Source organism: Knoellia subterranea KCTC 19937 (assembly GCF_000768685.1).
Classification (GTDB): domain Bacteria; phylum Actinomycetota; class Actinomycetes; order Actinomycetales; family Dermatophilaceae; genus Knoellia; species Knoellia subterranea.
Genome location: NZ_AVPK01000005.1, coordinates 140,153 through 165,511, shown reverse-complemented (window position 1 = coordinate 165,511; position 25,359 = coordinate 140,153). Strand labels below are relative to the sequence as shown.

Genomic DNA, 25,359 nt, shown 5'->3' with positions numbered 1-25,359 from the left:
CCCTCTCAACCCGAGACCTCCGGAACCCGCGGAGTCCCGAAATCAGGCCGAGTGTCCCGCAGGAGGGCAAACCTTCACGCCCGCCTCACGAGTCACCACAGCACCGCCGGATAGCATCGAGCGGGTCCGACCCCTGTCCGCGAGATCACCGCACGACCGAAGGAGGCGCGCCATGGGACTGTTCGACCGCATGGAGGGCAAGCTCGAGCGTGCCGTCAACGGCGTCTTCGCCAAGGCATTCCGCGCCGAGGTCCAGCCCGTCGAGATCGCGAGCGCCATTCGTCGCGCGATGGATGACCGCGCCACGACGTCAGGCCGCAGCCGCAGCCTCGTCCCCAACGTCTTCACGATCGATTTGAGCGAGACCGACTTCGACCGCCTCACGCAGCACGGCGTCGAACTCGAGAACGAACTCATCGCCGCCGCCGAGGAGCACGCCGACAGCCAGCACTACCAACCGGGCGGGCCGATCGACATCCTCTTCGACGAGGACGCCGACCTCGAGACGGGCGTCTTCCGCATCCGCCCGAGCACCGCCAAACGCCCCCGCGCGACGGGGATGACCGGGCAGCACAAGCAGGTCCGTCACCAGTCCCGTGAGGACTTCGATGACGACTACGACAACGACGATGCGTATGCCGGCCCGCCGGCTTCCGCTGCCGCGGCACCTCCCCCTGCGGCCGCGGCGCGTGACGACCGCCCCGAGCGACCCGCACGTCAACCCCGGCCCCGTCACGAACCTGCGGACGACAGCCCCGGTGAGACGGCGGCATACGTGCCGGCGAAGCCTCCCGCGGAGCCGCGGCGGACCAACCCGGCCGACCGGCCGTGGCTCGACGTGGACGGCGAGCGCTATCCGCTCATGGGTGCGATCACGGTTCTCGGGCGCGACGACAGCGCGGACATCATCCTCGACGATCCGGGAATCTCCCGTCGGCACAGCGAAATTCGCGTGACGCAGGACGGTCCGCACACCGTCGCGACGATCCGCGACCTCGGCTCGACGAACGGCACGTTCGTCGGCGGCGAGCGGATCACGAGCGAGCACCTCGAGGACGGTGACCGCATCACCGTGGGCCGCACGTCCGTCACCTACCGGGCCGGTCGCCGATGAGTGAACTCACCATCACGGTCATGCGCCTCGGCCTGCTCGTGGCGCTCTGGGCGTTCGTCATCGCGGTCGTCGGGGTGCTGCGCGGCGACCTCTACGGCACCCAGGTGACCCCGCGTCGGTCCGCGGCTCGCACCCCGACCCCGCGACCGGCGGCCCGCGGGTCGAACCCTGCCGCCGTCCCGGCCGAGCAGCGCCCGGTGCGGCCCCGTGCGACAGGACGTCGCTTCAACGTCCGCAGCGGCGAGCGCGAGCCCAACCACCTGCGGGTCACGAGCGGGCCGCTCGCCGGCACGAGCCTGCCGCTGCGCGAGGCCGGCATCCTCATCGGGCGCAGCCCCGAGTCGGCGCTCGTGCTCGAGGACGACTTCGCGTCGGGTCGGCACGCCCGCATCTACAAGGGCCCCGACGGCTGGGTCGTCGAGGACCTCGGCTCCACGAACGGCACCTTCATCGGCCCCCAGCGCCTCTCGGCCCCGACGCCGGTCACGGACGGCACCGAAATCCGGTTCGGCACGACCGTCGTCGAACTGCGGAGGTAGCCCGTGGCGATTGCCTTCCACTTCGCCGCCCGCTCCGACGTCGGGATGGTGCGGACCAACAACGAGGACAGCGGGTATGCCGGCCCGCACCTTCTCGCGATGGCCGACGGCATGGGTGGTCACGCCGGCGGTGACGTCGCCTCGTCGTCGATCCTCGGTGCCCTCGTCGGACTCGACGGCGAGTCGTTCTCCGGGGTCGACGCAACCCAGGCCCTGCTGCGCCGCATCACCGCCGCGAACCGCGAACTCGGGCGGATGGCCGAGGACGACGCCGACCTCGACGGCATGGGGACGACGCTCATCGCGATCCTGCGCGCCCGCGACAAGCTCGTCCTCGCGCACATCGGCGACTCACGCGCCTATGTCGTGCGCGGTGGCGAGGTCAGCCAGATCACCAAGGACCACAGCTTCGTCCAGTCGCTCGTCGACGAGGGGCGCCTCACCGCCGAGGAGGCGTCGACCCACCCGCAGCGTTCGCTCGTGACGCGGGTCCTCACGGGCGCCGAGGGCGAGGAGCCGGACGTCCTCGTGCGCCAGGCGATCGTCGGCGACCGCTACCTCATCTGCTCCGACGGACTGTCGGACTACGTTGCCCGGGACACCATCGACGAGGTCCTCACCACCGAGCGCAAGCCCGGCGACTGCGCCGAGCGGCTCGTCCAGCTCGCCCTGCGCGCCGGTGCCCCCGACAACGTCACCGTCGTCATCGGCGACGTCGTCGACCTCACCCAGTTCGTCCCGAGCGACTCGCCACAGATCGTGGGCGCGGCCGCCGCGATCCGTCGACACACGCGCCCGATCCCGACGACGCCGGCGGCCAAGGCGTCCGCCCTCACGCAGGAGGCGAGCGGTGGGGAGTCCGACGACCTCGCGCTCGCCGAGCAGGAGTCCCGCGGACGGGCCGCGTCGATCCTGCGGACGGTCGGCGTCTCGCTCGTCACCCTGATCCTGCTCATCGGCGGAGGCTATGCCGCGTGGTCGTGGTCGCAGGCCCAGTTCTATGTCGGCGTCAACGACGGTCACGTCGCCGTGTTCCGAGGCGTCGATCAGACGCTCGGCCCGATCGACCTGTCCAGCCCGGAGTCGACGAGCGACATCGACATCGACGACCTGCCCGACTTCTATCGCGGGCAGCTGTCGCGAGGCATCAGCATGCCGACGCGGTCCGACGCCGCGGCCCTCGTCCGCAACCTCGAGGTGCAGGCCCAGGCCTGCCGCTACGCGAAGTCGCAAGGGCAGTCGTGCACCACCGTCCCCTCGACGTGGACGACGCCCACCCCGACCCCCACGCCGACTCCGACGCCGAGTGGGTCCGTGCCGCCGTCGCCGGGTCCGTCCGGTTCGCCCGGCGCCACCCCCTCCGGTTCCCCGTCCCCGAGCGTCAGCGTCAACGCATGACCACCGTCTCGTCCGTCGCCTCCCGCAAGGGCCGCAACGTCGAGCTCGCGCTCCTCGTCTTCGCGGTCGGCATCGTCGCGCTCGCCTACATCAACGTCGGCATCGCCGTCGAGGGAGCGGTTCCGCCGAGCCTCGTCGCCGTCGGCACCGGCTTCCTCGTCATCACGATCGCGTTCCACCTCGTCATGCGGTGGCGCGCGCCCTATGCCGACCCATTGATCCTCCCGATCGCGACGCTGCTCAACGGGCTCGGGCTCGTCATGATCAACCGGCTCGACCTGGCCAAGGGACGCGACCTCGCCGAGGGCATGGCCATCCGTCAACTCGCCTGGAGCGCCCTCGCCGCCGGACTCGCCATCGCGGCGCTCATCATCCTGCGCGACCACCGCATCCTGCGCCGCTACACCTACCTCGCCGGCGCCGTGGGTTTCGGCCTGCTGCTCCTGCCGCTCGTGCCCGGACTCGGTGTCGAGAACTACGGCTCGCGCATCTGGATCGCCGTCGGCCCCTTCTCGTTCCAGCCGGGTGAGGTCGCCAAGCTCGTCCTGGCCGTCTTCTTCGCCGGCTATCTCGTCCAGACCCGCGACGCGCTCTCCGTGGCGGGGCGCCGGATCCTCGCGCTGACCCTGCCGCGAGCGCGCGACCTCGGCCCCATCCTCGTGGCCTGGATGCTGTCCGTCGGTGTCCTCGTCCTCGAGAAGGACCTCGGCTCCTCGCTCCTCTTCTTCGGCCTCTTCGTCGCGATGCTCTACGTCGCGACCGAGCGGACGTCGTGGGTCGCCATCGGCCTCGTCCTCTTCGCCATCGGCTGCTGGGTCGCCAACCTGCTCTTCAGCCACGTCCAGCGACGCGTGCTGCTCTGGCTCGACACGTTCAGCCGAGAGGCGCTCGACACCTCGGACCAGCTGGCACGCGGCCTCATGGGAATGGCCTCGGGCGGCATGTTCGGCACCGGTCTGGGCCGCGGTCGCCCCGACCTCACCTACTTCGCCGAGAGCGACTTCATCGTCCCGAGCTTCGGTGAGGAGATCGGTCTCATCGGGGTCTTCGCCCTGCTCCTGCTCTACGTCCTGCTGATCGAGCGGGGTCTGCGCACCGCCATCGGCGCCCGCGACGGCTTCGGCAAGCTCCTCGCATCCGGTCTGGCCTTTTCCGTCGCCCTCCAGTGCTTCGTCGTCGTCGGCGGTGTCACCCGCGTCATCCCGCTCACCGGTCTGACGATGCCGTTCCTCTCGCAGGGTGGCTCGTCGCTGCTGGCGAACTGGACGCTCGTCGCGATCCTGCTCCGGATCAGCGACCACGCCCGCCGACCCGTCCCCGACCCGGAAGTCCCCAGCACCGTGGCCAGCGAACAGACCCAGGTGGTGAAGCTGCGATGAACGCACCCATCCGCCGCCTCTCCTTCGTGGTCGCCCTCCTCTTCGCCTCACTTCTCGTCTCGACGACGCTCATCCAGTTCGTCTACGCCAAGGACCTCAACGCGCGCCCGGACAACCGCCGCACCCTGCTCAGCAGTTACGCCCGCGAGCGCGGCCAGATCCTCGTCGGCGACACCGCCATCGCGAAGTCGGTGCCGGCGAGCAACGAGTACAAGTGGCTGCGCACCTACCCCGGTGGCACGCAGTACGCCCACATCACCGGCTACTACTCCTTCTACGGTGCCGGCGGCGGCCTCGAGCAGGCCGAGAACGGTTTGCTCTCCGGCAGCAGCGACAAGCTCGCCTTCCGCCGGGTCTCCGACTTCTTCACCGGCCGCAAGACGGTCGGCGCCAGCCTCGAGCTGACCATCGACTCCCGTGTCCAGGCCGCGGCCATCAAGGGCCTCGACGGACGCAAGGGCGCGGCGGTCGCCCTCAACCCCAGCACCGGTGAGATCCTCGCGATGGTGAGCAACCCGGGCTACAACCCGGCCACGCTCTCGGGCCACGACCTCTCCAAGGTGGACACGGCATACAAGGCTCTCAACGCCGATCCCGAGAAGCCGCTCATCAACCGCACCATCGGCGGCGACCTCTACCCGCCGGGCTCGACGTTCAAGATCGTCACGGCCGCCGCGGCCCTGTCGAGCGGACGATTCCAGCCCGACACCGAACTGCCGGGGCCGGCCGTGCTCGACCTGCCGCAGACGACTGTGGGCCTGCCCAACATCGGCAAGCGCTCCTGCGGACCGGACGACAAGACGACGTTCCTCCACGCGATGGAGATCTCGTGCAACAGCGCCTTCGGCTATCTCGGACTCGAGCTGGGCGCCGACGCCCTGCGTGACCAGGCCGCGAAATTCGGTGTGGGAGACCAGCTTTCGATCCCGATGCGGGTCACGCCGAGCTCGGTCCCGGCCGAGCTCAACCAGCCGCAGCTCGCCCAGTCGGCCGTCGGTCAGTACGACGTCCGCGTCACGCCGCTCCAGGTCGCCATGCTCAGCGCGGCCGTCGCCAATCACGGCACGGTCATGCGCCCGCACCTCGTGCGTTCGGTGCTGTCGAGCGACCTGAGCGTCATCGAGCGTGCCACGCCCGAGGAGCTCTCCGAGGCCGTGACGCCCGAGGTCGCCGCCCAGCTCACCGAGATGATGGAGGCCGTCGTCGAGAACGGCAGCGGCAAGCCCGCGCAGATCGACGGCGTCCGGGTCGCGGGCAAGACCGGCACCGCCGAGACCGACCGGGTCCAGCGCGCGCACGCCTGGTTCACCGGGTTCGCGCCGGCCAACGACCCGCAGATTGCGGTCGCCGTCGTCGTCGAGAACGGTGGCGACCCCGACAGCGAGGCCCGCGGAGGTGGCGCCGTCGGTGGCCCCATCGCCAAGGCGATGATCGAGGCGGGGCTGAAGTGATGAACGAAGTGAGGACGCGATGAGCGAGGATCCCCTGCTGCTCGGGGGCCGCTACGAGGTGGGGGAGCTCATCGGTCGAGGCGGTATGGCCGAGGTGCACCTGGGCCATGACACCCGGCTGGGCCGTCCGGTGGCGATCAAGATGCTGCGGAGCGACCTGGCCCGTGACCAGTCGTTCCTCAAGCGGTTCCGACGCGAGGCGCAGTCCTCCGCCGGGCTCAACCACGCCTCGATCGTCGCCGTCTACGACTCGGGCGAGGACCACTCCGTCGAGTCCGGCGGTGCCAAGGTCGCCGTGCCCTACATGGTCATGGAATACGTCGAGGGACGCACGCTGCGCGAGGTCCTCACGGATCGCGGCAAGCTGCCCACCGAGGAGGCCGCGCGCATCACGGAGGGGGTCCTCGACGCACTCGCCTACAGCCACCGCATGGGCATCGTGCACCGCGACATCAAGCCGGCCAACGTCATGATCGCCGGCGACGGGTCCGTCAAGGTCATGGACTTCGGCATCGCCCGCGCCATCGCCGACACGGCCGCGACGATGACCCAGACGCAGGCCGTCATCGGCACCGCCCAGTACCTCTCGCCCGAGCAGGCGCAGGGCCAGGCCGTGGACGCACGCTCGGACCTCTACTCGGCCGGATGCATGCTCTATGAGCTGCTCACCGGCCGGCCGCCGTTCGTCGGCGACAGCCCTGTCTCCATCGCGTACCAGCACGTCGGCGAGAAGCCGGTCGCGCCGTCGACGCGTGAGGAGGGCATCGGCGAGGACCTCGACGCCGTCGTCCTGCACTCACTCGTCAAGGACCGCGAGAAGCGCTACCAGGACGCCGGCGCCTTCCGCGCGGACCTCCAGGCGGCGCGACTCGGCCGACCGGTCAGCTCCGAGGCGCACACCTCCCTCGCCGCGCTGACCGCCGCACCCGCCGTGGTCGGCACGTCCGAACCCACCGAGGTGTATGCCGCACAGACCCGTCCCAAGGACGACTCACCTGCCGCGCTGGCCGCCGTGGGGGCCACCACGGACATGTTCCCGGCCACCGTCGGGCCGGAGGGTCCCCGCAAACGGCACCGGACGGCATACGCGCTCATCGCCGCCGCGGTGGTGGGACTCATCGCGCTGCTGAGCTTCGGGATCATGCAATACATGGAGGTGCAGGCCGAAGCCAACAAGGTCTCGGTGCCGCCGCTCGAGGGCAAGCCACGGGCCACGGCCGTCGCGGAGCTGCGCCGGCTGGGTCTGGAGTTCACGGAGACCACGGCGCGCAGTGATGACGTCCTCGAGGACTCGGTCATCTCCACGAACCCTGCGGCCGGCGCCCGGGTCGATCCCGAGACGACCAAGGTGGCGCTCGTCATCTCGTTGGGCCCCAACACCGTCGCCGTGCCGAATGTCGCCGGGATGACCGTTGCCGAGGCCACCTCGGCGCTCGAGAAGCTGAAGCTCACCGTCGGCACGACGACCAAGGTCGACACCGACGACCAGCCCAAGGACCGGGTCGTGTCGACCGAACCCGCCATCGGTACCTCGGTCGCTCCGGGCGCCCCCGTGGCGCTCAAGGTGTCGACCGGTCAGGTCGTCGTACCCGACCTCGTCGACAAGACCGCGGACGAGGCCTCGACCCTGCTCTTCTCCATCGGGTTGAAGTCCAAGACGCGCTACGAGCAGACGTCGCGCGCCGCCGTGGGCACGGTCATCGGCCAGGACCCCGACAAGGAGGAGAAGGTCGACGTCGGCACCGAGGTGACGATCGTCGTCGCCCAGAAGGCTCCGCCGCCTCCGGTCACCCGGTCGCCGAGCCCTTCGAGTACGCCGACGCCCTCGCCGACGACCAGCGGGTCACCGACTCCGACTCCGTCCGGAACGGCCACCCCGCCGCCAAGCGGCCTGCGCTGACCACTTCTTGCGCGACTGGGACACGCGCAAAACCACTCATTGCGCGATTGGGACACCCGCACACCCCACTCATTGCGCCGCTGGAACACATGCCCACTGGGCCTGCGTGTCCCACGAGGGCAAGAAGTGGAAGGTGGGGCGCGGCGCCTCAGCCGGCGACGTTCGCGGCAACACCCGCGACGTCGGCACCGTGCACGAGCGGGCTCAGCCCCTGCGAGCGCTCGACGGCTCCCGCGTCGCCGCAGAGCTGGAGCCAGTTGGCGAGCAGCCGGTGTCCGCCCTGGGTCAGCACCGACTCGGGGTGGAACTGCACCCCGTGCAGGGGGAGCTCGCGGTGGTGCACGGCCATGATGATGCCGCTCTCCGTCCGACCGGTCGCCTCGAGCGAGGACGGCAACGTTTCGGGCTCGATGGTCAGCGAGTGATAGCGCGTCGCCGTGAACGGAGTGGGCAGCCCGGCGAGCACGCCCTCTCCGGAGTGGTGCACCAGCGAGGTCTTGCCGTGGAGCAGCTCGGGCGCCCGCCCGACGACACCGCCGGCGACCACGCCGAGGGCCTGGTGCCCGAGGCACACTCCGAGCATCGGCTGCGACCGTTCGCCGCACGCCTCGATCATGGCCATCGAGACACCAGCCTCCTCGGGCGTGCCCGGCCCGGGCGACACGAGCACCCCGTCGAAGTCGGCACCGTCGGCCGGCGCGATCGCGTCGTTGCGCACCACCGTGCAGTCAGCCCCGAGCTGCTCGAGATAACCGACGATCGTGAACACGAACGAGTCGTAGTTGTCGACGACGAGGATGCGCCGCGGGCTGGCTTCGGAGTTCATGCGAGGTCCTGGAGGTCGGGGTGATGCGGTGAGGACGGCAAGTTGGGCAGGGTGACGGTGTTGTCGTCATAGGGCAACCACTGCACCACGAGCGGGAACACCCACTCGAAGCACGCCCAGACGACAAGGGCAAGCAGCACGATCATCGCAGCCGCCTTGAGCGCAACGGGACCGGGAAGCGCACGCCAGAGTGCGGCATACATCAGGTTCCTCCGTCCGGTCCGGCAGCGGTGACCGCCAGCGACGGCGGACCCTGAGCCCGCGTCCGCGTCTCCACGAGGTCGGCATGCGTCACCCACCGCCACTTCGCACTGAAGCGCGGGTGACAGGCCGTGAAGGTGAGCACGGCCTTGGTCGGCGTTGCTCCGGGGTCTCCGGGGACGGGTGCGATGACCTCCACTGGGAGGGGCGGACGATCTCGTGGGAGGACACGGCATACACGGTCCATCCGGCGGCGGTCTCGACGACGATCCGGTCACCCTCGCGCAGGCTGTCGATCTGGGCCAGCGGCTTGCCGTAGGTCGTGCGGTGCCCGGCGATCGCGAAGTTGCCGACCTCGCCCGGCCCGGCCGTCCCGTCGTAGTGCCCCAGCCCTTCGGCCAGCTCCGCCGCTGACGTCCCCTCGACGAGCGGTCGCGCATAGTCGGCACCGAATCGCGGCACGCGAACGATCGCGAACGCACCCGCGGGCAGCCCGTCGGTCGGCGACGTGGAGCCGGGATCCCCTGTGCCAGAGGCGAATTCGCGCTCCAGGGTCGAGACGGTCGCCGCGTGCGCCCGGTCCGAGGACACGTCGGTCCACCACACCTGCCACACGACGAAGAGCACGACGAGAGCGCCGAGGGTCATGAGCACCTCGCCCAGCACGCCGAGCGCCCCGGCCCTCACTCCGCCGCGCACTGCACCGTCCCCGCGTCGGCGGGCACGACTCACCTGTCCACCGTGGCGTGCTCGGGGGTGATCGAGCCCGCGTAGGCGGGGAACTCCAGCTTGTCGTGGGCGATGACGTCCCAGCCGAGGCCGACCGCCTTGACGTACTCCTGATAGATCTGGATCTCCGGCGACTGCCCGAGGATGTCGCGCAGCTTGTCCGGGTCACCGATCGCACGGATCCGGTAGGGCGGGGAGTAGACGCGACCCTGGAGGATCAAGGTGTTGCCGACGCATCGCACGGCGCTCGTGGAGATGACCCGCTGGTCCTGGATCATCATCGCCTCGGCGCCGCCGGCCCAGAACGCGTTGACCACGGCCTGCACATCCTGCTGGTGCACGACGATGTCGTCGAGGCTCCGGCCCTCGGGGAGTCGGTCGATGCTGAGGTGGGAGTCGTCGAGTTGCACTTCGAGGCCGGGGCCCTCGACGGGCATGCGGCCGGCGGCGACACCGAGCGCATCGGCCTCGGCCTCGAGCTTCTCAATGGCTGCGTTGCCCGGGGACCCGTTGCGGGCCATCTCCTCGACCTCGATGGTGAGCTGCTGGAGCTCCTGGGTCATGCGGGCGTTGGCCTGGGTCTCCTCGCGGATGATGTCCGGCAGGCCGGCGGCGTCGGAGCGCAGACTGCGCCCCTGCGCGGTCGATCCGCTCGTCGCGAAAAGGACGCCCGCGAAGACGGCAACGAGCGGCACGGCCGCCGACCACGGGCCGGGTCGCGTCGCGAACATCTGCTTGAGCTGCACCACGGGGCAAGACCTCTTCCTGTACAGGCTCTACGCTAGGCCACGAACCCGAGTGTCAAGGAGACAGTCCGTGCCAGAGTCCAAGGGCCGCCCCAAGCCCGCCTACACGCCGCCCCGCACCGCGCAGAGCAAGGTCGCCAAGCCCAACCCGCGCTGGTTCGTGCCGGTCATGCTCGGTCTCATGCTCATCGGGCTCGTCTGGGTCGTCACGTATTACATCTCCGGCTCGCACGGATATCCCGTGCCGCAGATCGGTCGCTGGAACCTCGCGGCTGGTTTCGCCTTCATGATGGCCGGCTTCCTCATGACGACGCGCTGGCGCTGACGCCCCTCCCGTTTCGCTCGAACGGCCCCCGACCGCTGTGGTCGGGGGCCGTTCTGTGTCCGGTATGCCGGGTGCGCGCCGTCCGCTCCCGGCCCACCCTCCCCACATATTGCCCTCCTGGGACACACGGGCACGGAGCGCCCACAGGCTGTGGATGACCTGCCGCTCACGTCATCCACACTGTGCACAACCGGTGTGGATGACAGCCATGTAATTCATCCACACTGGGGAAAACGGCTGTGGATGACACCCGTGTAATTCATCCACACTGTGCACAACCCCTGTGGACAACTGGGGACAGCCGGCTCGCGACACCTTCACCCGCGTCCCAGTGGGGCAAGAGGTGGGTCAGATGGGGGAGGACGTCACGGCGTACTTGACGACGGCCAGCACGACGAGCAATGCCGTGATGGCCGCGAGCGCCACCCAGTGGATGCCGAAGTTCGCGCTCTGCGTACCGGCGCCCATCGCCGGGCGCCGGCCGAGATAGGCAAACGCCGCGGCGCACGCGACGCCGACGAGGAATCCACCGAGGTGGGCCTGCCAGGCGATGCCCGGGACGACGAACCCGATGACGGCGTTGATCGCGATCGTGGCGTACATCGTCGCGGCCGACCGACCGAGCCGACGCTGGAGCACGAGGAAGGCACCGAAGAGTCCGAAGACCGCCCCCGACGCACCCACGGCCGCCGTCTCCCACGAGCCGAAGTCGCCCGCACGCAGGTCGTCGACGCTCGCCGGGAAGGACAGGAGGAGATAGACGACCGATCCGCCGAACGCACTGATGAGGTAGAGCGCGGCGAACCGGGCCCGACCGAGCATCGGCTCGAGGTACTGGCCCATGATCCACAGCGCATACATGTTGAACGCGATGTGCAGGATCTGGCGCGGACTGTGCGCGAAGGCCGAGGTCAGGAAGCGCCAGGGCTCCGTGTCACCGAGGTAGGGCACGAACGCGATCTCGTTGGTCAGCGAGCTCGAGGTCAGCTGGCCGATGAAGACCAGCACGCAGATGCCGATGATCACCATCGTCACCAGGGGGCGTTCGCCGACGGCGGCCAGGTCGCCGCCGAAGATCGTGCGGCCCTGCCGGACCGACTTCTGGCCCTCACGCACGCAGTCGACACACTGCACACCCACGGCTGCCGGCCGCTGGCACTCGGGACACACCGGACGGCCGCAGCGCTGGCAGCGCACGTAGGAGATCCGGTCGGGGTGACGCGGGCACACCGGCGTCTCCTCGGGAGTACCGGCCTGTCCGTATGCCGTGGGCTCGCTCACCGTCGCAACTCTAGTCGCGCGGTCTGTCAGTCAGTCCTACTCGGGTCCGGCGGGGCCCGAGCCATTCGAAGCAGGTCTCGGCAGCCCGCAGCTCGGCGAGCCGAGCCGGTGCCGATGACGCGCGATCACGGCATACACCCGAGTCGTGAGCGGACGGGACCAGGAATTGACGGCGGCGTGACCGACGACTCTGACCGCGCGTGAGTTGGCCCCCGCGAAATCGCGCAGGGCCTCCGCCCCGGACGTCCTCGCCGTCGGCGTGACCCATTGGACGGCCTCGGCACACTCGTCGGCCGTGAGGCCGTAGTCAGCCAGGTCGATGCTGTGCGATGCGACCGCCCGCGCTCGCGTCCCGCTCAGTGCGCGGATTCGCGCAATGCTGCGCTCACAGAATCCGCAGTCACCGTCGTAGACCAGAACGCCCCAGTGGCTCACGCGGCCTCGTCCAGTTCCCGAATGAGCTTGTCGGCGAGGCGATCGGCCGACCCGGGGAGTCGCGCCAGCGCGTGCGTGGCCACCACCACGTCCGCGTTCGGGTCGAGGACGAGACACGACCCCGAGTCGCGCGTCTGGCCGTTGTGCCACCACCGACCCTCGGTCTCCTGCCACCCGCGCCGGGGGTCGTCGTAGCCGCCCCGCTCCACAGTGGTCTGTCCGTACTCCGCCAGAACGTCGAGAGTGCTCCAGAGCGCTCCGGCAGGCGCGTATGCCGACCGGTCCAGTGACCATGGAGTGTGCGGCTTCCCGTCGAAGCCCTTGATGGCCGCCCACCGGTCGGAGGGAGGGCGCGTCGTGACCTCGGCCAGCCCCCACGGCTCGAGGACCAAGGAGCGCACCGAAGGCAACCACGGCTCTCCGGTGACTGTCTCCACGATCCGGCCGAGGACGGCATACCCGAGATTTGAGTAGCTCACCGTGCCCGGACTTTCGAGGAGAGATTCGTCGAACGAGGCAAGCAGGTCGGTCAGGAAATCACCATCCGTGCCCTCGTAGGGGTCGTGGTTGATGCCGCCCTTCATCCCCGGGTGCACGCGTGGCAGACCGGAGGTGTGTCGGGCCAGCGTGTCGACGGTGATCGACTCGGGCAACCGACCTCCCACGAGTTCGCCCGCCGGTGTGTCATAGCTCAGTCGGCCTTCATCGACGAGAACGGCGGCGGCGGCAGCGGTCACGGTCTTGGTGATCGAGCCCCACTCGACGAACTTGCCCTCGTCGTAGTCCTTCCCGAGGTCGCGGGAGACCACCTCCCCGCCCCGCAGGAGGACGTGCGCCTGGCGCTTCTTGAACAACTTCACGATGTGCTCCTTGTCATGACCGGGTCCGGCGTGACGCGACGTCGATGCGGCATGGCTCGCTTCGTCGCCGATGTCATTCTGTTGAAGGTGCGTGAGACGGACCGCCCTGCCCGCTCGACGTGCGAGTTCACGAAGACCAGATCGCACGCAATCATGATCAGGGCGAACGACGTCAAACCCATCAGCACCGCTATCGACGCGTGGAAACCACTCATGGCGAGGACTGCAGGCAGGCGCAGGCGCCGTACGAGCACCAAGAGCGGGAAGTAGATGGAGAGCCACACCGTCGCGTAGGCCCCGATGACCAGGAACCAGTCGAAGCGCAGAACGTGTTCGGTCACGCCCGGCCAGTGGAACTCGGGAACCCGCAGGACGTAATAGAGGGCCGTCCCGTCCTGCCACAACTGGCCCTGGACCTTGTAGAGCCCGGCCATGACATAGACGATGCAGATCTGAGCGGCCACGAGCAGGACACCCGTGTTGTGCGCGATCGTCGCGACCGGACCGGGCGTGCGGCGCCGACGCCCGGGAGCAATCCAGTTCAGAAGATTCAGGCGGTCGTAGCACCGGGTCAGGAGCAGGATCAGCCCAAGAATCATGACGAGGTTGTCGCCGCCGTCGAGGACGAGCGGGTTCGCGGCGTACAGCGACCAGATGAAGGCGTAGTGAATGGCCAGTCCGACCCTCCCGCCGACACCGAGCATCACGGTCAGGGCCGCCACGATCCCCAGGTGATAGACGATCTCGAAGCCCAGACCATCGCCGACGAAGGTGTAGAAGGACAACAACGAGCCGGCGGTGTGGCGAGTGCTCGGCGTGCTGCCGGCACCCAGGACGTCCGGAAGCCACAGCAGGTGCCGGATCCCGTAGTCGGAGAGGTACATCGCGAGGCCGCACAACCCGATCACGGCCCGGACGACCGCGATGGAGCTCAGCCCGTGGGGCCGTCCGTCGAGCCATCGCATGGCATTGCGGCCGGCCTTCACCACGGGCGTCAGCGCCTCGGTTGTGTGCGTCGCAACAGCTCTCATGGCGTGATCCATTCGGTGTCGAAAGTTTCGATGTCGCCCGTCTTGTCGAGGTCGTTCCGACTGCTCCAGCCGGGGAACTTGTGGAACACGAAGCGAAGTTGCACCTGCGAGGCAGGGCCGCCGGCACAGACCGAGGGCTGGCGCGCCGAGGCGTAGCGCGCGAGGACGCGTTCGATGTCGTCCTTCTCCTGCTGGGACGCCTCACGAAGAGGTTCCAGCAGGGCGTCGGTGGCCCCGTCCGTGGGGGCGTTTGTCCCCTGGTCCTTCGGCGCCGCCGCGCTGGCCGTCTGGCGCTTGTCCACCCGCAGGATGACGTCGTCCTCTCGGAACCTCGTGATGATCGAGTTCGAGACGATCCGCGACTCCCTCGAGGGAAAGAGCCGGCTCGCATGCACCTTGTCGATTCCTCGCTGGGTGATGTTGACCCACTCCGTGGGTTCGCCGGTCTCGGTGCACCGGAACCGAGCGATGGCGCCACGCTCCTCACTGATGGGATCCGGGGCGAACAGGTTCCAGTTCTGCGGGAAGTAGGGGTGCATGTAGGACGCGACCACGGGATAGAGCTCGAAGGTGATCGGTGTCTTGGGCCCCGCGAGCACGAGGGCGCTGAGCGGATAGACGGTGAGGACTGTGGCGGCCGCCCCGAGGGCCACCCGACGAGCGAAGCGCGTTCGTGATGTCATGACATTTCCCCTGCTCCTGGTGAGGTCAAGCCGGTCGGGCTCCACCGCGGTGGGGCCCGACCGGCTCACGCCTCAGCGGTCGAAGTACGCCTTCTCCAGCTCGAGCTGGCGCGTGTTCTGCACCTGCGCGACGCCGAAGAGGCCGATGCCCGACAGCCAGCCGGCGGCGCGAGCAACCTGGGCCACCTGCTGGGGCGCGCGGGCGGCAGTGAACCCGCGTGCGGCGACGGTCGCGACCGCAACGATGCCCGGGATCGCCTGCGGCTCGGCCGTGTCACCCGAGGCGGTCGGCGTTGCGGCCGCCACCTCGTAGACATCGGTCGTTGCCGAGGCCGGGGTGGCCTGGGCGAGGCCGGCACCGGCCACTCCCAGAACTCCGGCGCACGCAGTCGCGGCTACCAATCTCCGTAGTTTCATCTCGTGGTTTCCCCTTCACTTCTGAGCGTTGTGTATGGTCAGAAGGATCCAAGGCGCCCCCTTGGGTCAACGACATCGGCACCCCATCACCCCCACCGAACTACGAAGTTTCGTAATTCAGTGGCAGGAACGTAACAGAGGACGAAGTGGCAAAACAAGACCCCTCAGCGGATTTCTCTGCCGTGGTGTCACGTCTTGCAGCCATCGAGCAGGCAGTGGCCGAACTGCGCACCGCCCCACCGGCCGAACGCCCGGAGAGCGGCGGCGGACTGTGGCTCCTCGACGGCATCGCCAGTGAGTACACCGGCGCCGACGGGGGCGTGGCTCACGGCGGACGGGTGCGCCTTCCGGACGGCCGCGAGGCGGGCTGGCAGATGACTCACCCCACCGGGGAGTTGCTCGCCGATGACTGGGCCGAGCACGAGGGAGCCATCAAGGCGCTGGCACACCGCCATCGTCTCGCCCTGCTCCGCGAGCTCCTCGACGAACCCCAGACCGCACTCCAGCTCGCCGAGTCCGGCAGGCACGGGACGACGGGCCAGATCTACAACCACCTCAGGCAACTCGTGGACGCGGGATGGCTCAGCGCCGCCAGCCGTGGGCTCTACGGCGTGCCGACGCAGCGGGTCATCCCTCTGCTCGTCATCCTCGCCGCGACACGCAAGGAGCACTGAGCCGCGGCGGCGCGCTGGCCCGCGACGACGCGCTGGCCCGCGACAGGGCTGCCCGCCGAGAAGCGACGAACGCCCGGTCGCGCGAGGCGACCGGGCGTTCGGGAGTGAAGCGTGAAGCGAGAAGCTCAGGCCTCGACGGTGAAGGACTCGATGACGACGTCCTCGCGCGGGCGGTCCTGCGCACCGGTCGAGACACCGGCGATCGTGTCGACGACGTCGCGGCTCTCCTGGTCGGCGACCTCACCGAAGATCGTGTGCTTGCCGTTGAGCCACGGGGTGGCGCCGACGGTGATGAAGAACTGCGAGCCGTTGGTGCCGCGGCCCATCTGCTTGCCGGCGTTGGCCATGGCGAGGAGGTAGGGACGGTCGAACTGCAGCTCGGGGTGGATCTCGTCGTCGAACGCGAAGCCCGGGCCACCGAAGCCCTGACCGAGCGGGTCGCCGCCCTGGATCATGAAGCCGGGGATGATGCGGTGGAAGATCAGGCCGTCGTAGAACTTGTCGGGGTTGGTGCGGCCCGCGTCGTCCTTGTACTCGAGTTCGCCGGTCGCGAGGCCCGTGATCGTCTTGACGGTCTTGGGCGCGTGGTCCGCGAAGAGGTTGAGGTTGATGGTGCCGTGGTTGGTCTTGAGCGTTGCCTTCATGGGCCCCACTGTAGGTGTTCGGGCAGCGAGAGCATCGTGACCCTCTTGTGACACTGGCGTGCAAACAGTGTTTGATGGAAGGAACCGTTCGATCGTCCATCGATAGGAGAACGCAGTGTTCCGCAGCAAGAGCAAGACCGAGCAGGCGCGCGAGGCCGTTGCCGCGCGGGTCGAGTCCGCCGCCTCCACCGCGTCCGACGCGACGTCCACGGCCCAGTCGACGGCAGCCGACCTCTCGTCGCGCGCCGCCGACCTCAAGGACAAGGCCGCGCCGCGGATTGCCGACCTCAAGGACAAGGCCGCCCCGCACGTCGAGCACGCCCGCGAGACGGCCAGGGCCTACGCAGACCAGGCCGCCCCGCGCGTCCAGGAGGCCGCGGACAACCTGGCCCCCAAGGTGCAGGACGCCAAGGACACCTTCGTCGAGGAGGTCGTGCCCAAGCTGGCCTCGGCCCTCGCGACCGTCGTCGCCGGTGCCACCGCGGCCAAGGCGTCCGCGTCCGAGGCTGCCGACCGGGCGCCCGACGCCTACCACGTGCTCAAGGGCGACGCCGTCGTCAAGGAGAAGAAGGGCGGCAAGAAGGGCCTCCTGCTCCTCCTCGTCGCTGCCGGTGCTGCGGCCTACGCCTGGAAGAAGTCGACCGAGAAGAAGGACCCGTGGGCGACCGCGGGCGCCTACACCCCGCCGAGCCAGGGACGCGCCTCGACCGTCGGTGGTCACGCCTCGGGCGGCGCCTCCGTCGGTGACAAGGTGACCGACTTCGCAGCCGCCGCCAAGGAGAAGGCTGCCGAGGTCAAGGACAAGGCCGCGGACAAGGCAGCCGACGTCAAGGACAAGGCCGCGGACAAGGCCGCTGAGGTCAAGGACAAGGCCGCAGCCAAGGCCGACGAGCTCGCCGACGAGGCGAAGGCCGAGGACTTCGCGGGCGAACCGACCACCGAGTCGGTCTCCGACGGCGACGCCTGGAGCAACGCTGGCGAGTGGGCCGAGGACGCCGCACCGTCGACGTCGGGCACGTCCGAGGGCGCTGACCTCTCGACGCCGAACCTCGACAAGGGACGCGACAAGTCCTGACCCACTCGGGCGGGGCGCGCTGAGTCCCAGCCCGAGAACGAACGCGAGACGGTATGCCGGGTGCGCACCCGGCATACCGTCTCGCTTTTGTCCGTGGTCCGGGAGCGTCGATAGGTTGAGCCGCATGTCAGCGTCGACTCCCCGCACTCCATCCCCGCTCGTGGACACTGGGCTGCGGACCGAGCCGGACCGGGCGTGGGTGCGCGAGGCGATCCGGAAGCTGCGCGCCGACGCGACGCGGACGTCGGACACGCACCTCATCAAGGTGCACCTGCCCGGGTGTGGCCGCGTCGATCTCTATCTCAAGGACGAGTCGACGCACCCGACCGGTTCGCTCAAGCACCGGCTGGCGCGATCCCTCTTCCTCTACGGGTTGTGCAACGGGATCATCGGTCCGAAAACCACTGTCGTGGAAGCCTCTTCGGGTTCGACGGCCGTGAGCGAGGCGCACTTCGCGCGGATGCTCGGCGTGCCCTTCGTCGCGGTCATGGCGTCCTCGACATCGCCGGCGAAGATCGCCCTCATCGAACGCGAGGGCGGACGCTGCCACCTCGTCGACGACCCGACCGCCGTCTATGACGAGGCGCGGCGCGTGGCCGAGGCGGCGGGCGGCGTCTATCTCGACCAGTTCAGCAACGCGGAGCGGGCGACGGACTGGCGCGGCAACAACAACATCGCCGAGTCGATCTTCGAGCAGATGGCGATGGAGGAGCACCCCGTGCCGTCGTGGATCGTCGTCGGTGCGGGGACCGGTGGGACCTCGGCGACGATCGGGCGGTTCGTGCGCTACCAGGCGCTCGACACGCGCGTGTGCGTCGTCGACCCGGAGCACTCGGCGTTCCTCCCGGCATGGCAGGGCGATGGCGAGGCGCGGCTCGAACCATCACGCATCGAGGGCATCGGGCGGGCGCGGCTCGAGCCGTCGTTCCTGCCCCTCGTCGTCGATCGCATGCTCGGAGTGCCGGACTGCGCATCGATCGCGGCGATGCGATTCCTGCGTGAGCGCACCGGAATTCACGCCGGACCGTCGACGGGGACCAACATCTATGGGGCGCTGAAGCTGGCCGCCGAGATGCAGGCCGCGGGGGAACGCGGGTCGATCGTCACGCTGGTCTGCGACCGCGGCGACCGCTACGACGAGACGTACAACTCGGACTCGTGGGTGCGCTCGCGGGGTCACGACCTTGACCGGTATGCCGGTGTGCTGACTTCCGCGTGGGACGAGGGTCGCTGGGTCGGCTGAGTTCCCTGCGGGGCCGTCGGTCGGGGGCCGTGTGATGGGTCGCCGATCGCTCGACCCCCGACCCATCACACGACCCCCTACCCAACGCCTCTCAGGCGCGGAAGGTCTCGATGACTCCCTCGAGGAACTCCTCGATGCACCCGCACCCGTCGCAGATGAAGCCCAGGCTCTCCCGGTTGGCCCAGGCGAAGCCGAAGAACTCGGCACCCGACGTGTTGAGCTTGATGCGGCGCACGCCGAACCGCGTGCCGTCGCAGTGACGACAGGTCAGCGCCCGACCGGCCACGGTTGCGGTCACGAGATTGGCATCCTCGACGAAGGTCCCCATGATGGGAGCGTGCCACACGTCGGCGCGTGTGCCGGAATCCTGATGAATCAGCGCCGCGGTGCGTGCGCGCGGATCACACCCGCAAGACGGTCGACGAGCTCGGACCGCAGTCTCCACGCCTGCCAGTGGAGCGGGATGTCGACGTGCTCGCGGCTGCTCAACAACACGAGTTCACCTGTCGCGAGGGCCTGTTCGCACTGCACGCGTGGAAGCGCGCCCCACCCCAGTCCCGCAAGGACCGCGTCGACGAAACCCTCGGACGACGGCACTCGGTGCGTCGGCGGCAGCGCGTCGGCGTTCACTCCGTGCCGCCGGAGGACCCGCTTCTGGACGTCGTCCTGCTCGTTGAACTCCAGCACCGGCATGCGCCCCCAGTCGACAACGCGCCCCGCGGCGAACCGATCCCGCAACGCGGGTGTCGCCACCGGCAGATAGCGCATGCCACCGATCTGTTCGGCCGAACACCCCTGCACCGGAACGGGATTCGACGTGATCGCGCCCACGACAGTGCCGTCCCGCAGGAGTCCGTGGCTGTGCCCCTCGTCCTCGACGTGGAGCCTCAGCACCACGCCCTCCCATGCGGCGACCTCCCGCAGCACCGGGCGGAACCACGTCGCCAGCGAGTCCGCGTTGACCGCCACCGACAGCTCGCGCACGCCGGAGGCCTCGTCGAGGGCGGCCCGCGCCTCCTGCTCGATGAACTCCTGCTGCCGAGCCAGTCGGACGAGCACTTCCCCGGCCGGTGTGGCCGTGCAGGGCTGCCCGCGCCTCACCACGACGCGCCCCATCGACTGCTCGAGTGCCTTGATCCGCTGGCTCACGGCCGACGGGGTGAGGTGCAGGTGCCGGGCCGCGGCCTCGAACGTCCCGCCGTCGATGACGGCGAGCAGCGCGCGCAGCTGATCGGGGTGCACACCCGGATCCTATGATGAAGCCACGTTAAGGAACCCCCAGAATCCTTTGCTGGCCTTCACGACGGTCGCGCCCTACCGTCGAAGCATCATGAACGCCGCCACCCTCTCCGCCGTCGTCACGGGTCTCCTCTCCGGCCTGTCCCTCATCATCGCGATCGGCGCCCAGAACGCCTTCGTCCTCCGCCAGGGCGTCACCCGATCCCACGTCGGCGTGGTCGTCGCGATCTGCGCGATCAGTGACCTCGTCCTCATCGTTGCGGGCATCGCCGGCGTGGGTGCGCTCGTCGAGACCCAGCCGGGACTGGTGCGCGTCATCACGATCGCGGGAGCGGCCTACCTCGCGTGGTTCGGCATCCGTTCCTTCCTCGCCGCACGCCACCCGAAGTCGCTGACCGCCGGCGAACCCGTCGCCAAGGGTTCCGTCGCGCTCACCGCCCTCGCCCTCACCTGGCTCAACCCGCACGTCTATCTCGACACCGTCCTCATGCTCGGCAACCTCGCGTCCTCCCACGGCCCGACGGGTCGGTGGTGGTTCGGTCTGGGCGCCGGGCTCGCCAGCATCGTGTGGTTCACCGGATTGGGGTATGCCGCTGGGCTGGCTTCGCGGTGGTTCGCTCGGCCACGCACGTGGCAGGTGCTCGACGTGGTCATCGGAGTCGTGATGCTCACCCTGGCTGCGGTCCTGCTCCGCTCGGCCTTCTGAGGTGCGGACCGCGGTCCGCACCGAGGGCTGGGAGGCGGGCGGACGGCATACCCAATCGATGTTCTGCGAATCGTGTCAACCGAACCGGCGACGAGCGCATCCTTGAGTTGTGGAGCCTCGCTCCCGCCGGGGCCCGCGCTGGAGGTTGTCATGTCATTCGCGCGCCGAACCCTCGCCGTCCTCGCCGCCGGATTCACTGCCGCGAGTCTCGGTCTGGCGAATCCCGTTGCGGCACAGGCGGATCCTGCGACCCCGGGAACCTATCCGGCGGCGTCCTCCGCCACCCGGGTCCTGGCCGGCTTCTTCGACACGTGCACAGCGCCCTCGCTCGCCGCACTGGCCTCGTGGAAGGGCGCGAAGGCACCCTTCCAGGGCGTGAACGTCTATTTCGGTGGTCGCAATCGCGGGTGCCAGCAGCCCAACCTCACGGCGAGCTGGGTCGGCAGTGCGACGGCGGCTGGCTGGGCTCTCGTGCCGACCTACTTCGGTGATCAACCGTTCTGCGTCTACGGCACCAAGCCCTATCGCTTCACGGCGAGCAACGCTGCGGCACAGGGCCGTTCGGATGGAACGGACGCCGTCAGCAAGGCTCGCGCACTCGGCCTCCTGCCCGGGAGCGCGCTCTACGCGGACGTCGAGCACTACAACCGCGCGACCGCTGGCTGCACCGCGGCGGTGCGGACCTATGTGTCCGAGTGGACCCGGACACTGCACCGCAGCGGCTACCTGGCCGGGATCTATGCGCACCAGGACTCGGGCGTGCGTGACCTGGCGGCGAGCTATACCTCGACGACCCTCGCGCGGCCGGACGCGATCTGGATGGCGCGCTGGGACAACTGGGCGTCGACCTACAACTGGCCCACCGCCGGCAACGCGCTCTGGTCGGAGTGGCAGCGGGCGAAGCAGTACCGCGGCGACCACAACGAGACGTGGGGTGGTGTCACCCTCAACATCGACAGCGACCTCATTCGGGGCCCGGTCGCGACGGTCGCACGGACCTATCGCTCCACGGCCTCGGGCGCGCTCAACGTCCGGAGTGGTCCGTCGAGCGGCTACCCGATCGTCGGCTCGGTGGCCGGCGGCGCTGCCATCTCGGTGGTCTGCCAGGCGCGGGGCCAGACGGTCGGGTCAACCGCGGTGTGGGATCGGCTGACGAACGGCGGCTTCGTCTCGGACCGCTACGTGTCGACCCCGTCGTCGACGACCTGGAGCCCGCCACTGCCCATCTGTTCGTACCCCGGCCAGCTCACCATCACGACCCCGGTCAACACTCGATCAGGGCCGGGCACCGGGTATGCCGTCAATGGCTCGGTCAACGGCGGCGGCCTCGCGTACGTCGCCTGCCAGAAGTCCGGGACGCGGGTGGGGACGACGAGTGTGTGGAACCAGCTCGTCGACGGTCGGTGGCTGAGCGACTACTACGTCTCGAACGCGTCGAACACGACGTACTCCTCACCCGTCCCACGCTGCCCCTGAGTCGTCGGTGCGGGCGGGCCGTGCCATCCTGCGGGGGTGACCGACCTGTCCCGCGCCGCCCTCGACTTCGTCGCCGAACGCCACCTCGCCACCCTGACGACCCTGCGCCGCGACGGTTCTCCCCACGTCGTGCCTGTGGGGTTCACGTGGGACTCCGAGGCGGGGGTCGCTCGAGTCATCACGAGCGGAGGCTCGCAGAAGGCACGCAACGCCGGGCGGGGCGCGCGGGCCGTGCTCTGCCAGGTCGACGGACGACACTGGCTGTCGCTCGAGGGACCGTCCCGGGTCCTCTCCGATTCCGCGTCGGTCACCGATGCCGAATCCCGGTATGCCGTCCGCTACCGTCCCCCGCGCGTCAACCCTGAGCGTGTGGTCATCGAGATCCAAGTCGATCGGGTGCTCGGCAACGTCTGACTCCCGATGGGTTTCGGCGGGCGGAGGTCACCCCCGCGCGGACGCAGCCGGTTCGACCGCGCGAGGGTGGATCGGGGCGCGCCGATCAGGCGCGGTGGCGGAGCTGCTCGACGCCGTCGCCGGTCAGCCGGTCGAGGGCAACCATGCGTCCGCAGAGGACGAGCAGGAGGGGCGCGATCGGCCCGACGACCTCGGGTCCGTCGCCGCGGGACCAGTCAATGTCCGTCGCGGTGAACCGGTGGGTGTCGAGGGGGACCTTGCGGAAGACCCGCGCCTGCCAACCGTGCCGGGTCTCCCACCTGCGGTTGGCGACCCGGACTGCGGCCTCGGGGTCCATCGTGAGGTCGATCCCGAGCGGGATGGCGATGTCCTGGCTGTGGACGAGGCTGTCGGTGAGGGCTTCGAGCGGAGTGACGAACGCGTTGTGCCGACGCGAGCCGATCATGCCGCGGATCCGGGCGATGATCTCGGCCGGCTCGACGGTCCTGGCCTGGGCCACCGCCAAGTCTTGGATCGTGCGGTTGAGCGTGAGTCCCCGCATCACCTCGGGGTGGGCGAGTGTGAAGGCCAGCGACTCGCGAATGGTCAGCTGTTGCAGGGTGAGGTGGGCGGCGACCTGTCGGACGTTCCAGCCCTCACAGAGGCTGGGGTGGAGCCAGTCATCGATCGTGAGGGTCTCGAGCATGCTGGCGGTGCGGTCGCGCTGGTCGTCCATGGCTGCCCAGAGCCGGTCGACGTCCCTGTCCGTCATGGTGGTCATCCTTGTCCTCCTCAGGTGAAGACGGGTGGGCTCAGCCGGGTGCGCTTGAGCTCGAAGAACTCGGGGAAGGCCGCGAGTCGGCGCATGCCTTCGAAGACGTCGAGCGCCTGGGCGCCGCGTGGGATGGCGTTGAGGATCGGCCCGAAGAAGGCCCTGCCGTCGACGCGCGTGATGGGGGTGCCGACGTCACCGCCCACGAGGGTGAAACCGGTGTCGTGACTGAGCCTGAGTGCCGTGTCATGGGCGTCGGTGTCCATGGCGTCCTCCAGGTCGGCGGGAAGCCCCATCTCCGCGAGCGCTGCCCTCACTGAGTGGTGCTGTTCGGCCGGCGTGGGGAAGCGCTGCCCGGCGAAGTTCCGTTGGCCGAAGGCGTCATAGAAGCCGCCGAGGGCCGCCTCGCCGAAGCGCTGGACGACTGCGATGGCGGCGCGGGATGGACCACGCGTGAGCTCCACGTTGCGCCGATAGCCCGGGTCCACGTCGGTTCGACGCTCGTTGACGAAGTAGAGGCTCATGACGTGGTGGTGGACCACGATCGGGGTGCACGCCGCGACCTCGGCCAGCCAGCGCTGCGCCGTCCACGAGTAGGGGCACACCGGGTCGAACCACAGGTCGACGACCGCTTCCGATAGGGCATCGAGGTCTCGCATCGTGCCACCTCCTCTCGCAGATGGTCCTATCGTGGTACTAATATTAGTACGACCGTAGGACTATGTGAAGAGGCGTGATGGAACGTCAGCTCCCGACGGCACTGCTCATGTTCATCGCGTCGCGCTACGCCATGGACCGGATCTTCGGCGTGTTGCGCCAGGCCGGGCTCGAGGGTGTCAGTGACGCCCAGATGAAGCTCGTCATGAACATCGACGTCGAGGGGACCCGGCTGAGTGTCCTTGCCGAGCGGGCCCAGATCGCCAAGCAGACCGCCACCGCCCTCGTCGACAAGCTCGAGGCCGCCGGGTGGGTGGAGCGCGTCCCCGACCCGACCGACGGCCGGGCCCGGCTCGTGCGACCCACGTCGAAGGCTGCGCCCTTCGAACCCGTTGCCCACGCGGAGGAGCGGGCGATCGAGGCCGAGTGGGAGGCCCACCTGGGCGCCCAGCGCATGGCGGAACTGCGCAGCGCCCTCGAGTCCCTGCGGGAGATCACCGACCCCTACCTGTGAGGTCATCGAATTCAGGAGGACAGCATGCCCGGAACCGCAGACACCAGAACCGTCGAGACCAGCATCGTCATCGCCCGCAGTCCGCAGGACGTGTATGACTACGCGACGGACATCGAGCGCCTCCCGGAGTGGCGTGCCGACATCGTCGACGCGGGACTGGACACGCCGGGCCCGCAGCGCGTGGGCTCCCGAGGGTGGGACGCGGCACGGATCATGGGCCGCGTCCGGCGGTTCGACTGGGAGGTGACCGATGCCGTGCCGGGCAAGAGCTACGGCGTCCGCGGCACGACGGGTCCGGTCCGGGTGAACGTGGTCTTCGGGTTCGCGCCACAGGACCGTGGCACCCGGGTCGACTACCGGCTGTGGTTCACCGGCCATGGTCCAGTCGGGATCATGAGGCACCTGCTCATCCGCCGCATCGAGGCCGAGCGCGACACCATCCTCGTTCCCCTCAAGCACCACCTCGAGGCCTAAGGCCCACGTTGCCGCGCGCGTCCCGGTCGGCCCACATCTGCGCCGGTCGCGCGACCGGCGCTCAGGTTGGTGACCGGCGCTCGCATGGCTGCACCGGTCACCACGGTCTGCGCCGGTCGCGCGACCGGCGCAGATGTTGAGATCCAGCGCGCCGCCGACCGGCGCAGACGGCATCAC

The 25,359-nt window shown here is 69.3% G+C and carries 30 protein-coding genes; 15 read left to right on the top strand and 15 right to left on the bottom strand.

Annotation, left to right across the window (positions count from 1 at the left end; all coding sequences use genetic code 11):
* Positions 1-172: 172 nt before the first annotated feature.
* The 6 genes from N803_RS10265 to pknB are packed head-to-tail and all read left to right on the top strand — an operon-like array spanning position 173 to position 7,781.
* The gene (locus tag N803_RS10265) at positions 173-1,114 is read left to right on the top strand and encodes an FHA domain-containing protein (RefSeq protein WP_035904856.1); all 942 of its coding nucleotides are present in this window, start codon (positions 173-175) and stop codon (positions 1,112-1,114) included.
* Entirely contained in the window at positions 1,111-1,653 is a 543-nt protein-coding gene (locus N803_RS10260; protein ID WP_035904853.1) for an FHA domain-containing protein FhaB/FipA, read from the top strand. The genes N803_RS10265 and N803_RS10260 overlap by 4 nt, the downstream gene beginning before the upstream one ends.
* Positions 1,654-1,656: 3 nt before the next feature.
* Positions 1,657-3,051, top strand: a complete 1,395-nt coding sequence (locus N803_RS10255; protein ID WP_035904851.1) for a PP2C family protein-serine/threonine phosphatase — start codon at positions 1,657-1,659, stop codon at positions 3,049-3,051.
* Positions 3,048-4,430: an FtsW/RodA/SpoVE family cell cycle protein gene (locus N803_RS10250; protein WP_035905098.1), complete on the top strand. Its 1,383-nt coding sequence runs from the start codon at positions 3,048-3,050 to the stop codon at positions 4,428-4,430. Before N803_RS10255 ends, N803_RS10250 begins: the two co-directional genes overlap by 4 nt.
* Complete coding sequence (locus N803_RS10245) at positions 4,427-5,881, top strand: peptidoglycan D,D-transpeptidase FtsI family protein (protein ID WP_035904849.1); 1,455 nt, start codon at positions 4,427-4,429, stop codon at positions 5,879-5,881. The genes N803_RS10250 and N803_RS10245 overlap by 4 nt, the downstream gene beginning before the upstream one ends.
* A 19-nt stretch (positions 5,882-5,900) precedes the next feature.
* A complete protein-coding gene (gene pknB, locus N803_RS10240) occupies positions 5,901-7,781 on the top strand; it encodes a Stk1 family PASTA domain-containing Ser/Thr kinase (protein WP_035904847.1) in 1,881 nt (626 codons plus the stop codon).
* A 148-nt stretch (positions 7,782-7,929) separates the two neighbouring features.
* On the opposite strand, the gene N803_RS10235 is transcribed toward pknB, so the two are convergent.
* From N803_RS10235 to N803_RS10220, 4 genes are all read right to left on the bottom strand, one after another.
* On the bottom strand, positions 7,930-8,607 hold the full coding sequence (locus N803_RS10235; protein WP_035904846.1) for an aminodeoxychorismate/anthranilate synthase component II: 678 nt from the start codon (positions 8,605-8,607) through the stop codon (positions 7,930-7,932).
* The gene (locus N803_RS10230; protein WP_035904845.1) at positions 8,604-8,810 is read right to left on the bottom strand and encodes a hypothetical protein; all 207 of its coding nucleotides are present in this window, start codon (positions 8,808-8,810) and stop codon (positions 8,604-8,606) included. The genes N803_RS10235 and N803_RS10230 overlap by 4 nt, the downstream gene beginning before the upstream one ends.
* Positions 8,811-8,898: 88 nt before the next feature.
* Positions 8,899-9,540, bottom strand: coding sequence for a class E sortase (locus N803_RS10225; protein ID WP_245617157.1), 642 nt, complete (start codon positions 9,538-9,540; stop codon positions 8,899-8,901).
* Positions 9,537-10,286: a DUF881 domain-containing protein gene (locus N803_RS10220; protein ID WP_052112148.1), complete on the bottom strand. Its 750-nt coding sequence runs from the start codon at positions 10,284-10,286 to the stop codon at positions 9,537-9,539. Before N803_RS10220 ends, N803_RS10225 begins: the two co-directional genes overlap by 4 nt.
* A 67-nt stretch (positions 10,287-10,353) precedes the next feature.
* On the opposite strand from N803_RS10220, the gene N803_RS10215 reads away from it, so the two are divergent.
* Complete coding sequence (locus N803_RS10215; RefSeq protein WP_035904842.1) at positions 10,354-10,608, top strand: cell division protein CrgA; 255 nt, start codon at positions 10,354-10,356, stop codon at positions 10,606-10,608.
* A 348-nt stretch (positions 10,609-10,956) separates the two neighbouring features.
* Here N803_RS10215 and N803_RS10210 read toward each other — a convergent pair whose 3' ends face one another.
* The 6 genes from N803_RS10210 to N803_RS10185 form a co-directional block, all read right to left on the bottom strand.
* Positions 10,957-11,889, bottom strand: coding sequence for a rhomboid family intramembrane serine protease (locus N803_RS10210; protein ID WP_035904839.1), 933 nt, complete (start codon positions 11,887-11,889; stop codon positions 10,957-10,959).
* A 36-nt stretch (positions 11,890-11,925) separates the two neighbouring features.
* Positions 11,926-12,324 carry a thiol-disulfide oxidoreductase DCC family protein gene (locus N803_RS19185; RefSeq protein ID WP_052112147.1) on the bottom strand — a complete coding sequence of 133 codons (399 nt, stop codon included), beginning with the start codon at positions 12,322-12,324 and terminating at the stop codon, positions 11,926-11,928.
* On the bottom strand, positions 12,321-13,184 hold the full coding sequence (locus tag N803_RS17510; protein WP_052112146.1) for a serine hydrolase domain-containing protein: 864 nt from the start codon (positions 13,182-13,184) through the stop codon (positions 12,321-12,323). Before N803_RS17510 ends, N803_RS19185 begins: the two co-directional genes overlap by 4 nt.
* Complete coding sequence (locus tag N803_RS10195) at positions 13,181-14,215, bottom strand: HTTM domain-containing protein (RefSeq protein ID WP_052112145.1); 1,035 nt, start codon at positions 14,213-14,215, stop codon at positions 13,181-13,183. Before N803_RS10195 ends, N803_RS17510 begins: the two co-directional genes overlap by 4 nt.
* On the bottom strand, positions 14,212-14,898 hold the full coding sequence (locus tag N803_RS17505; RefSeq protein WP_052112144.1) for a DUF5819 family protein: 687 nt from the start codon (positions 14,896-14,898) through the stop codon (positions 14,212-14,214). Before N803_RS17505 ends, N803_RS10195 begins: the two co-directional genes overlap by 4 nt.
* A 72-nt stretch (positions 14,899-14,970) precedes the next feature.
* On the bottom strand, positions 14,971-15,300 hold the full coding sequence (locus N803_RS10185) for a hypothetical protein (RefSeq protein WP_156969734.1): 330 nt from the start codon (positions 15,298-15,300) through the stop codon (positions 14,971-14,973).
* Positions 15,301-15,500: 200 nt separating this feature from the next.
* On the opposite strand from N803_RS10185, the gene N803_RS10180 reads away from it, so the two are divergent.
* Positions 15,501-15,989, top strand: a complete 489-nt coding sequence (locus N803_RS10180) for a winged helix-turn-helix domain-containing protein (RefSeq protein ID WP_035905087.1) — start codon at positions 15,501-15,503, stop codon at positions 15,987-15,989.
* 125 nt (positions 15,990-16,114) lie between these two features.
* On the opposite strand, the gene N803_RS10175 is transcribed toward N803_RS10180, so the two are convergent.
* Positions 16,115-16,633 (bottom strand): peptidylprolyl isomerase, encoded by a 519-nt coding sequence (locus N803_RS10175; protein WP_035904834.1) that lies wholly within the window; start codon positions 16,631-16,633, stop codon positions 16,115-16,117.
* 115 nt (positions 16,634-16,748) lie between these two features.
* Between N803_RS10175 and N803_RS10170 the strand changes: the two genes are divergently transcribed.
* Complete coding sequence (locus N803_RS10170) at positions 16,749-17,708, top strand: hypothetical protein (protein WP_035904832.1); 960 nt, start codon at positions 16,749-16,751, stop codon at positions 17,706-17,708.
* 124 nt (positions 17,709-17,832) lie between these two features.
* Entirely contained in the window at positions 17,833-18,951 is a 1,119-nt protein-coding gene (locus N803_RS10165) for a PLP-dependent cysteine synthase family protein (RefSeq protein ID WP_084764357.1), read from the top strand.
* 91 nt (positions 18,952-19,042) lie between these two features.
* Here N803_RS10165 and N803_RS10160 read toward each other — a convergent pair whose 3' ends face one another.
* Together N803_RS10160 and N803_RS10155 are read right to left on the bottom strand one after the other, a co-directional pair.
* Positions 19,043-19,279 (bottom strand): DNA-binding protein, encoded by a 237-nt coding sequence (locus N803_RS10160; RefSeq protein ID WP_156969732.1) that lies wholly within the window; start codon positions 19,277-19,279, stop codon positions 19,043-19,045.
* 47 nt (positions 19,280-19,326) lie between these two features.
* Positions 19,327-20,193 (bottom strand): LysR family transcriptional regulator ArgP, encoded by an 867-nt coding sequence (locus tag N803_RS10155; RefSeq protein WP_035904827.1) that lies wholly within the window; start codon positions 20,191-20,193, stop codon positions 19,327-19,329.
* 88 nt (positions 20,194-20,281) lie between these two features.
* Between N803_RS10155 and N803_RS10150 the strand changes: the two genes are divergently transcribed.
* From N803_RS10150 to N803_RS10140, 3 genes are all read left to right on the top strand, one after another.
* Complete coding sequence (locus tag N803_RS10150; protein ID WP_035905083.1) at positions 20,282-20,896, top strand: LysE/ArgO family amino acid transporter; 615 nt, start codon at positions 20,282-20,284, stop codon at positions 20,894-20,896.
* A 150-nt stretch (positions 20,897-21,046) separates the two neighbouring features.
* Entirely contained in the window at positions 21,047-22,372 is a 1,326-nt protein-coding gene (locus tag N803_RS10145) for a glycoside hydrolase domain-containing protein (RefSeq protein ID WP_035904824.1), read from the top strand.
* Between the two features lie 36 nt (positions 22,373-22,408).
* Complete coding sequence (locus N803_RS10140) at positions 22,409-22,786, top strand: PPOX class F420-dependent oxidoreductase (protein ID WP_035904821.1); 378 nt, start codon at positions 22,409-22,411, stop codon at positions 22,784-22,786.
* Positions 22,787-22,871: 85 nt separating this feature from the next.
* Here the strand turns inward: N803_RS10140 and N803_RS10135 are convergent, their stop codons facing one another.
* Entirely contained in the window at positions 22,872-23,546 is a 675-nt protein-coding gene (locus tag N803_RS10135; protein WP_211253495.1) for a maleylpyruvate isomerase family mycothiol-dependent enzyme, read from the bottom strand.
* A gap of 11 nt (positions 23,547-23,557) precedes the next feature.
* Positions 23,558-24,196 (bottom strand): mycothiol-dependent nitroreductase Rv2466c family protein, encoded by a 639-nt coding sequence (locus N803_RS10130; protein WP_035904819.1) that lies wholly within the window; start codon positions 24,194-24,196, stop codon positions 23,558-23,560.
* Between the two features lie 77 nt (positions 24,197-24,273).
* Here N803_RS10130 and N803_RS10125 point away from each other — a divergent pair, with 77 nt between their 5' ends.
* Together N803_RS10125 and N803_RS10120 are read left to right on the top strand one after the other, a co-directional pair.
* The gene (locus N803_RS10125; protein ID WP_035904817.1) at positions 24,274-24,708 is read left to right on the top strand and encodes a MarR family winged helix-turn-helix transcriptional regulator; all 435 of its coding nucleotides are present in this window, start codon (positions 24,274-24,276) and stop codon (positions 24,706-24,708) included.
* 24 nt (positions 24,709-24,732) lie between these two features.
* Positions 24,733-25,182, top strand: a complete 450-nt coding sequence (locus N803_RS10120; protein WP_052112141.1) for an SRPBCC family protein — start codon at positions 24,733-24,735, stop codon at positions 25,180-25,182.
* Positions 25,183-25,359: the final 177 nt, after the last annotated feature.

Coding starts and splice junctions, on each gene's coding strand:
- N803_RS10265 (WP_035904856.1), top strand. CDS start 173: ATGGGACTGTTCGACCGCATGGAGGGCAAGCTCGAGCGTGCCGTCAAC.
- N803_RS10260 (WP_035904853.1), top strand. CDS start 1,111: ATGAGTGAACTCACCATCACGGTCATGCGCCTCGGCCTGCTCGTGGCG.
- N803_RS10250 (WP_035905098.1), top strand. CDS start 3,048: ATGACCACCGTCTCGTCCGTCGCCTCCCGCAAGGGCCGCAACGTCGAG.
- N803_RS10245 (WP_035904849.1), top strand. CDS start 4,427: ATGAACGCACCCATCCGCCGCCTCTCCTTCGTGGTCGCCCTCCTCTTC.
- pknB (WP_035904847.1), top strand. CDS start 5,901: ATGAGCGAGGATCCCCTGCTGCTCGGGGGCCGCTACGAGGTGGGGGAG.
- N803_RS10235 (WP_035904846.1), bottom strand. CDS start 8,607: ATGAACTCCGAAGCCAGCCCGCGGCGCATCCTCGTCGTCGACAACTAC.
- N803_RS10230 (WP_035904845.1), bottom strand. CDS start 8,810: ATGTATGCCGCACTCTGGCGTGCGCTTCCCGGTCCCGTTGCGCTCAAG.
- N803_RS10195 (WP_052112145.1), bottom strand. CDS start 14,215: ATGAGAGCTGTTGCGACGCACACAACCGAGGCGCTGACGCCCGTGGTG.
- N803_RS17505 (WP_052112144.1), bottom strand. CDS start 14,898: ATGACATCACGAACGCGCTTCGCTCGTCGGGTGGCCCTCGGGGCGGCC.
- N803_RS10175 (WP_035904834.1), bottom strand. CDS start 16,633: ATGAAGGCAACGCTCAAGACCAACCACGGCACCATCAACCTCAACCTC.
- N803_RS10165 (WP_084764357.1), top strand. CDS start 17,833: ATGTCAGCGTCGACTCCCCGCACTCCATCCCCGCTCGTGGACACTGGG.
- N803_RS10160 (WP_156969732.1), bottom strand. CDS start 19,279: ATGGGGACCTTCGTCGAGGATGCCAATCTCGTGACCGCAACCGTGGCC.
- N803_RS10150 (WP_035905083.1), top strand. CDS start 20,282: ATGAACGCCGCCACCCTCTCCGCCGTCGTCACGGGTCTCCTCTCCGGC.
- N803_RS10145 (WP_035904824.1), top strand. CDS start 21,047: ATGTCATTCGCGCGCCGAACCCTCGCCGTCCTCGCCGCCGGATTCACT.
- N803_RS10135 (WP_211253495.1), bottom strand. CDS start 23,546: ATGACCACCATGACGGACAGGGACGTCGACCGGCTCTGGGCAGCCATG.
- N803_RS10130 (WP_035904819.1), bottom strand. CDS start 24,196: ATGCGAGACCTCGATGCCCTATCGGAAGCGGTCGTCGACCTGTGGTTC.
- N803_RS10125 (WP_035904817.1), top strand. CDS start 24,274: ATGGAACGTCAGCTCCCGACGGCACTGCTCATGTTCATCGCGTCGCGC.
- N803_RS10120 (WP_052112141.1), top strand. CDS start 24,733: ATGCCCGGAACCGCAGACACCAGAACCGTCGAGACCAGCATCGTCATC.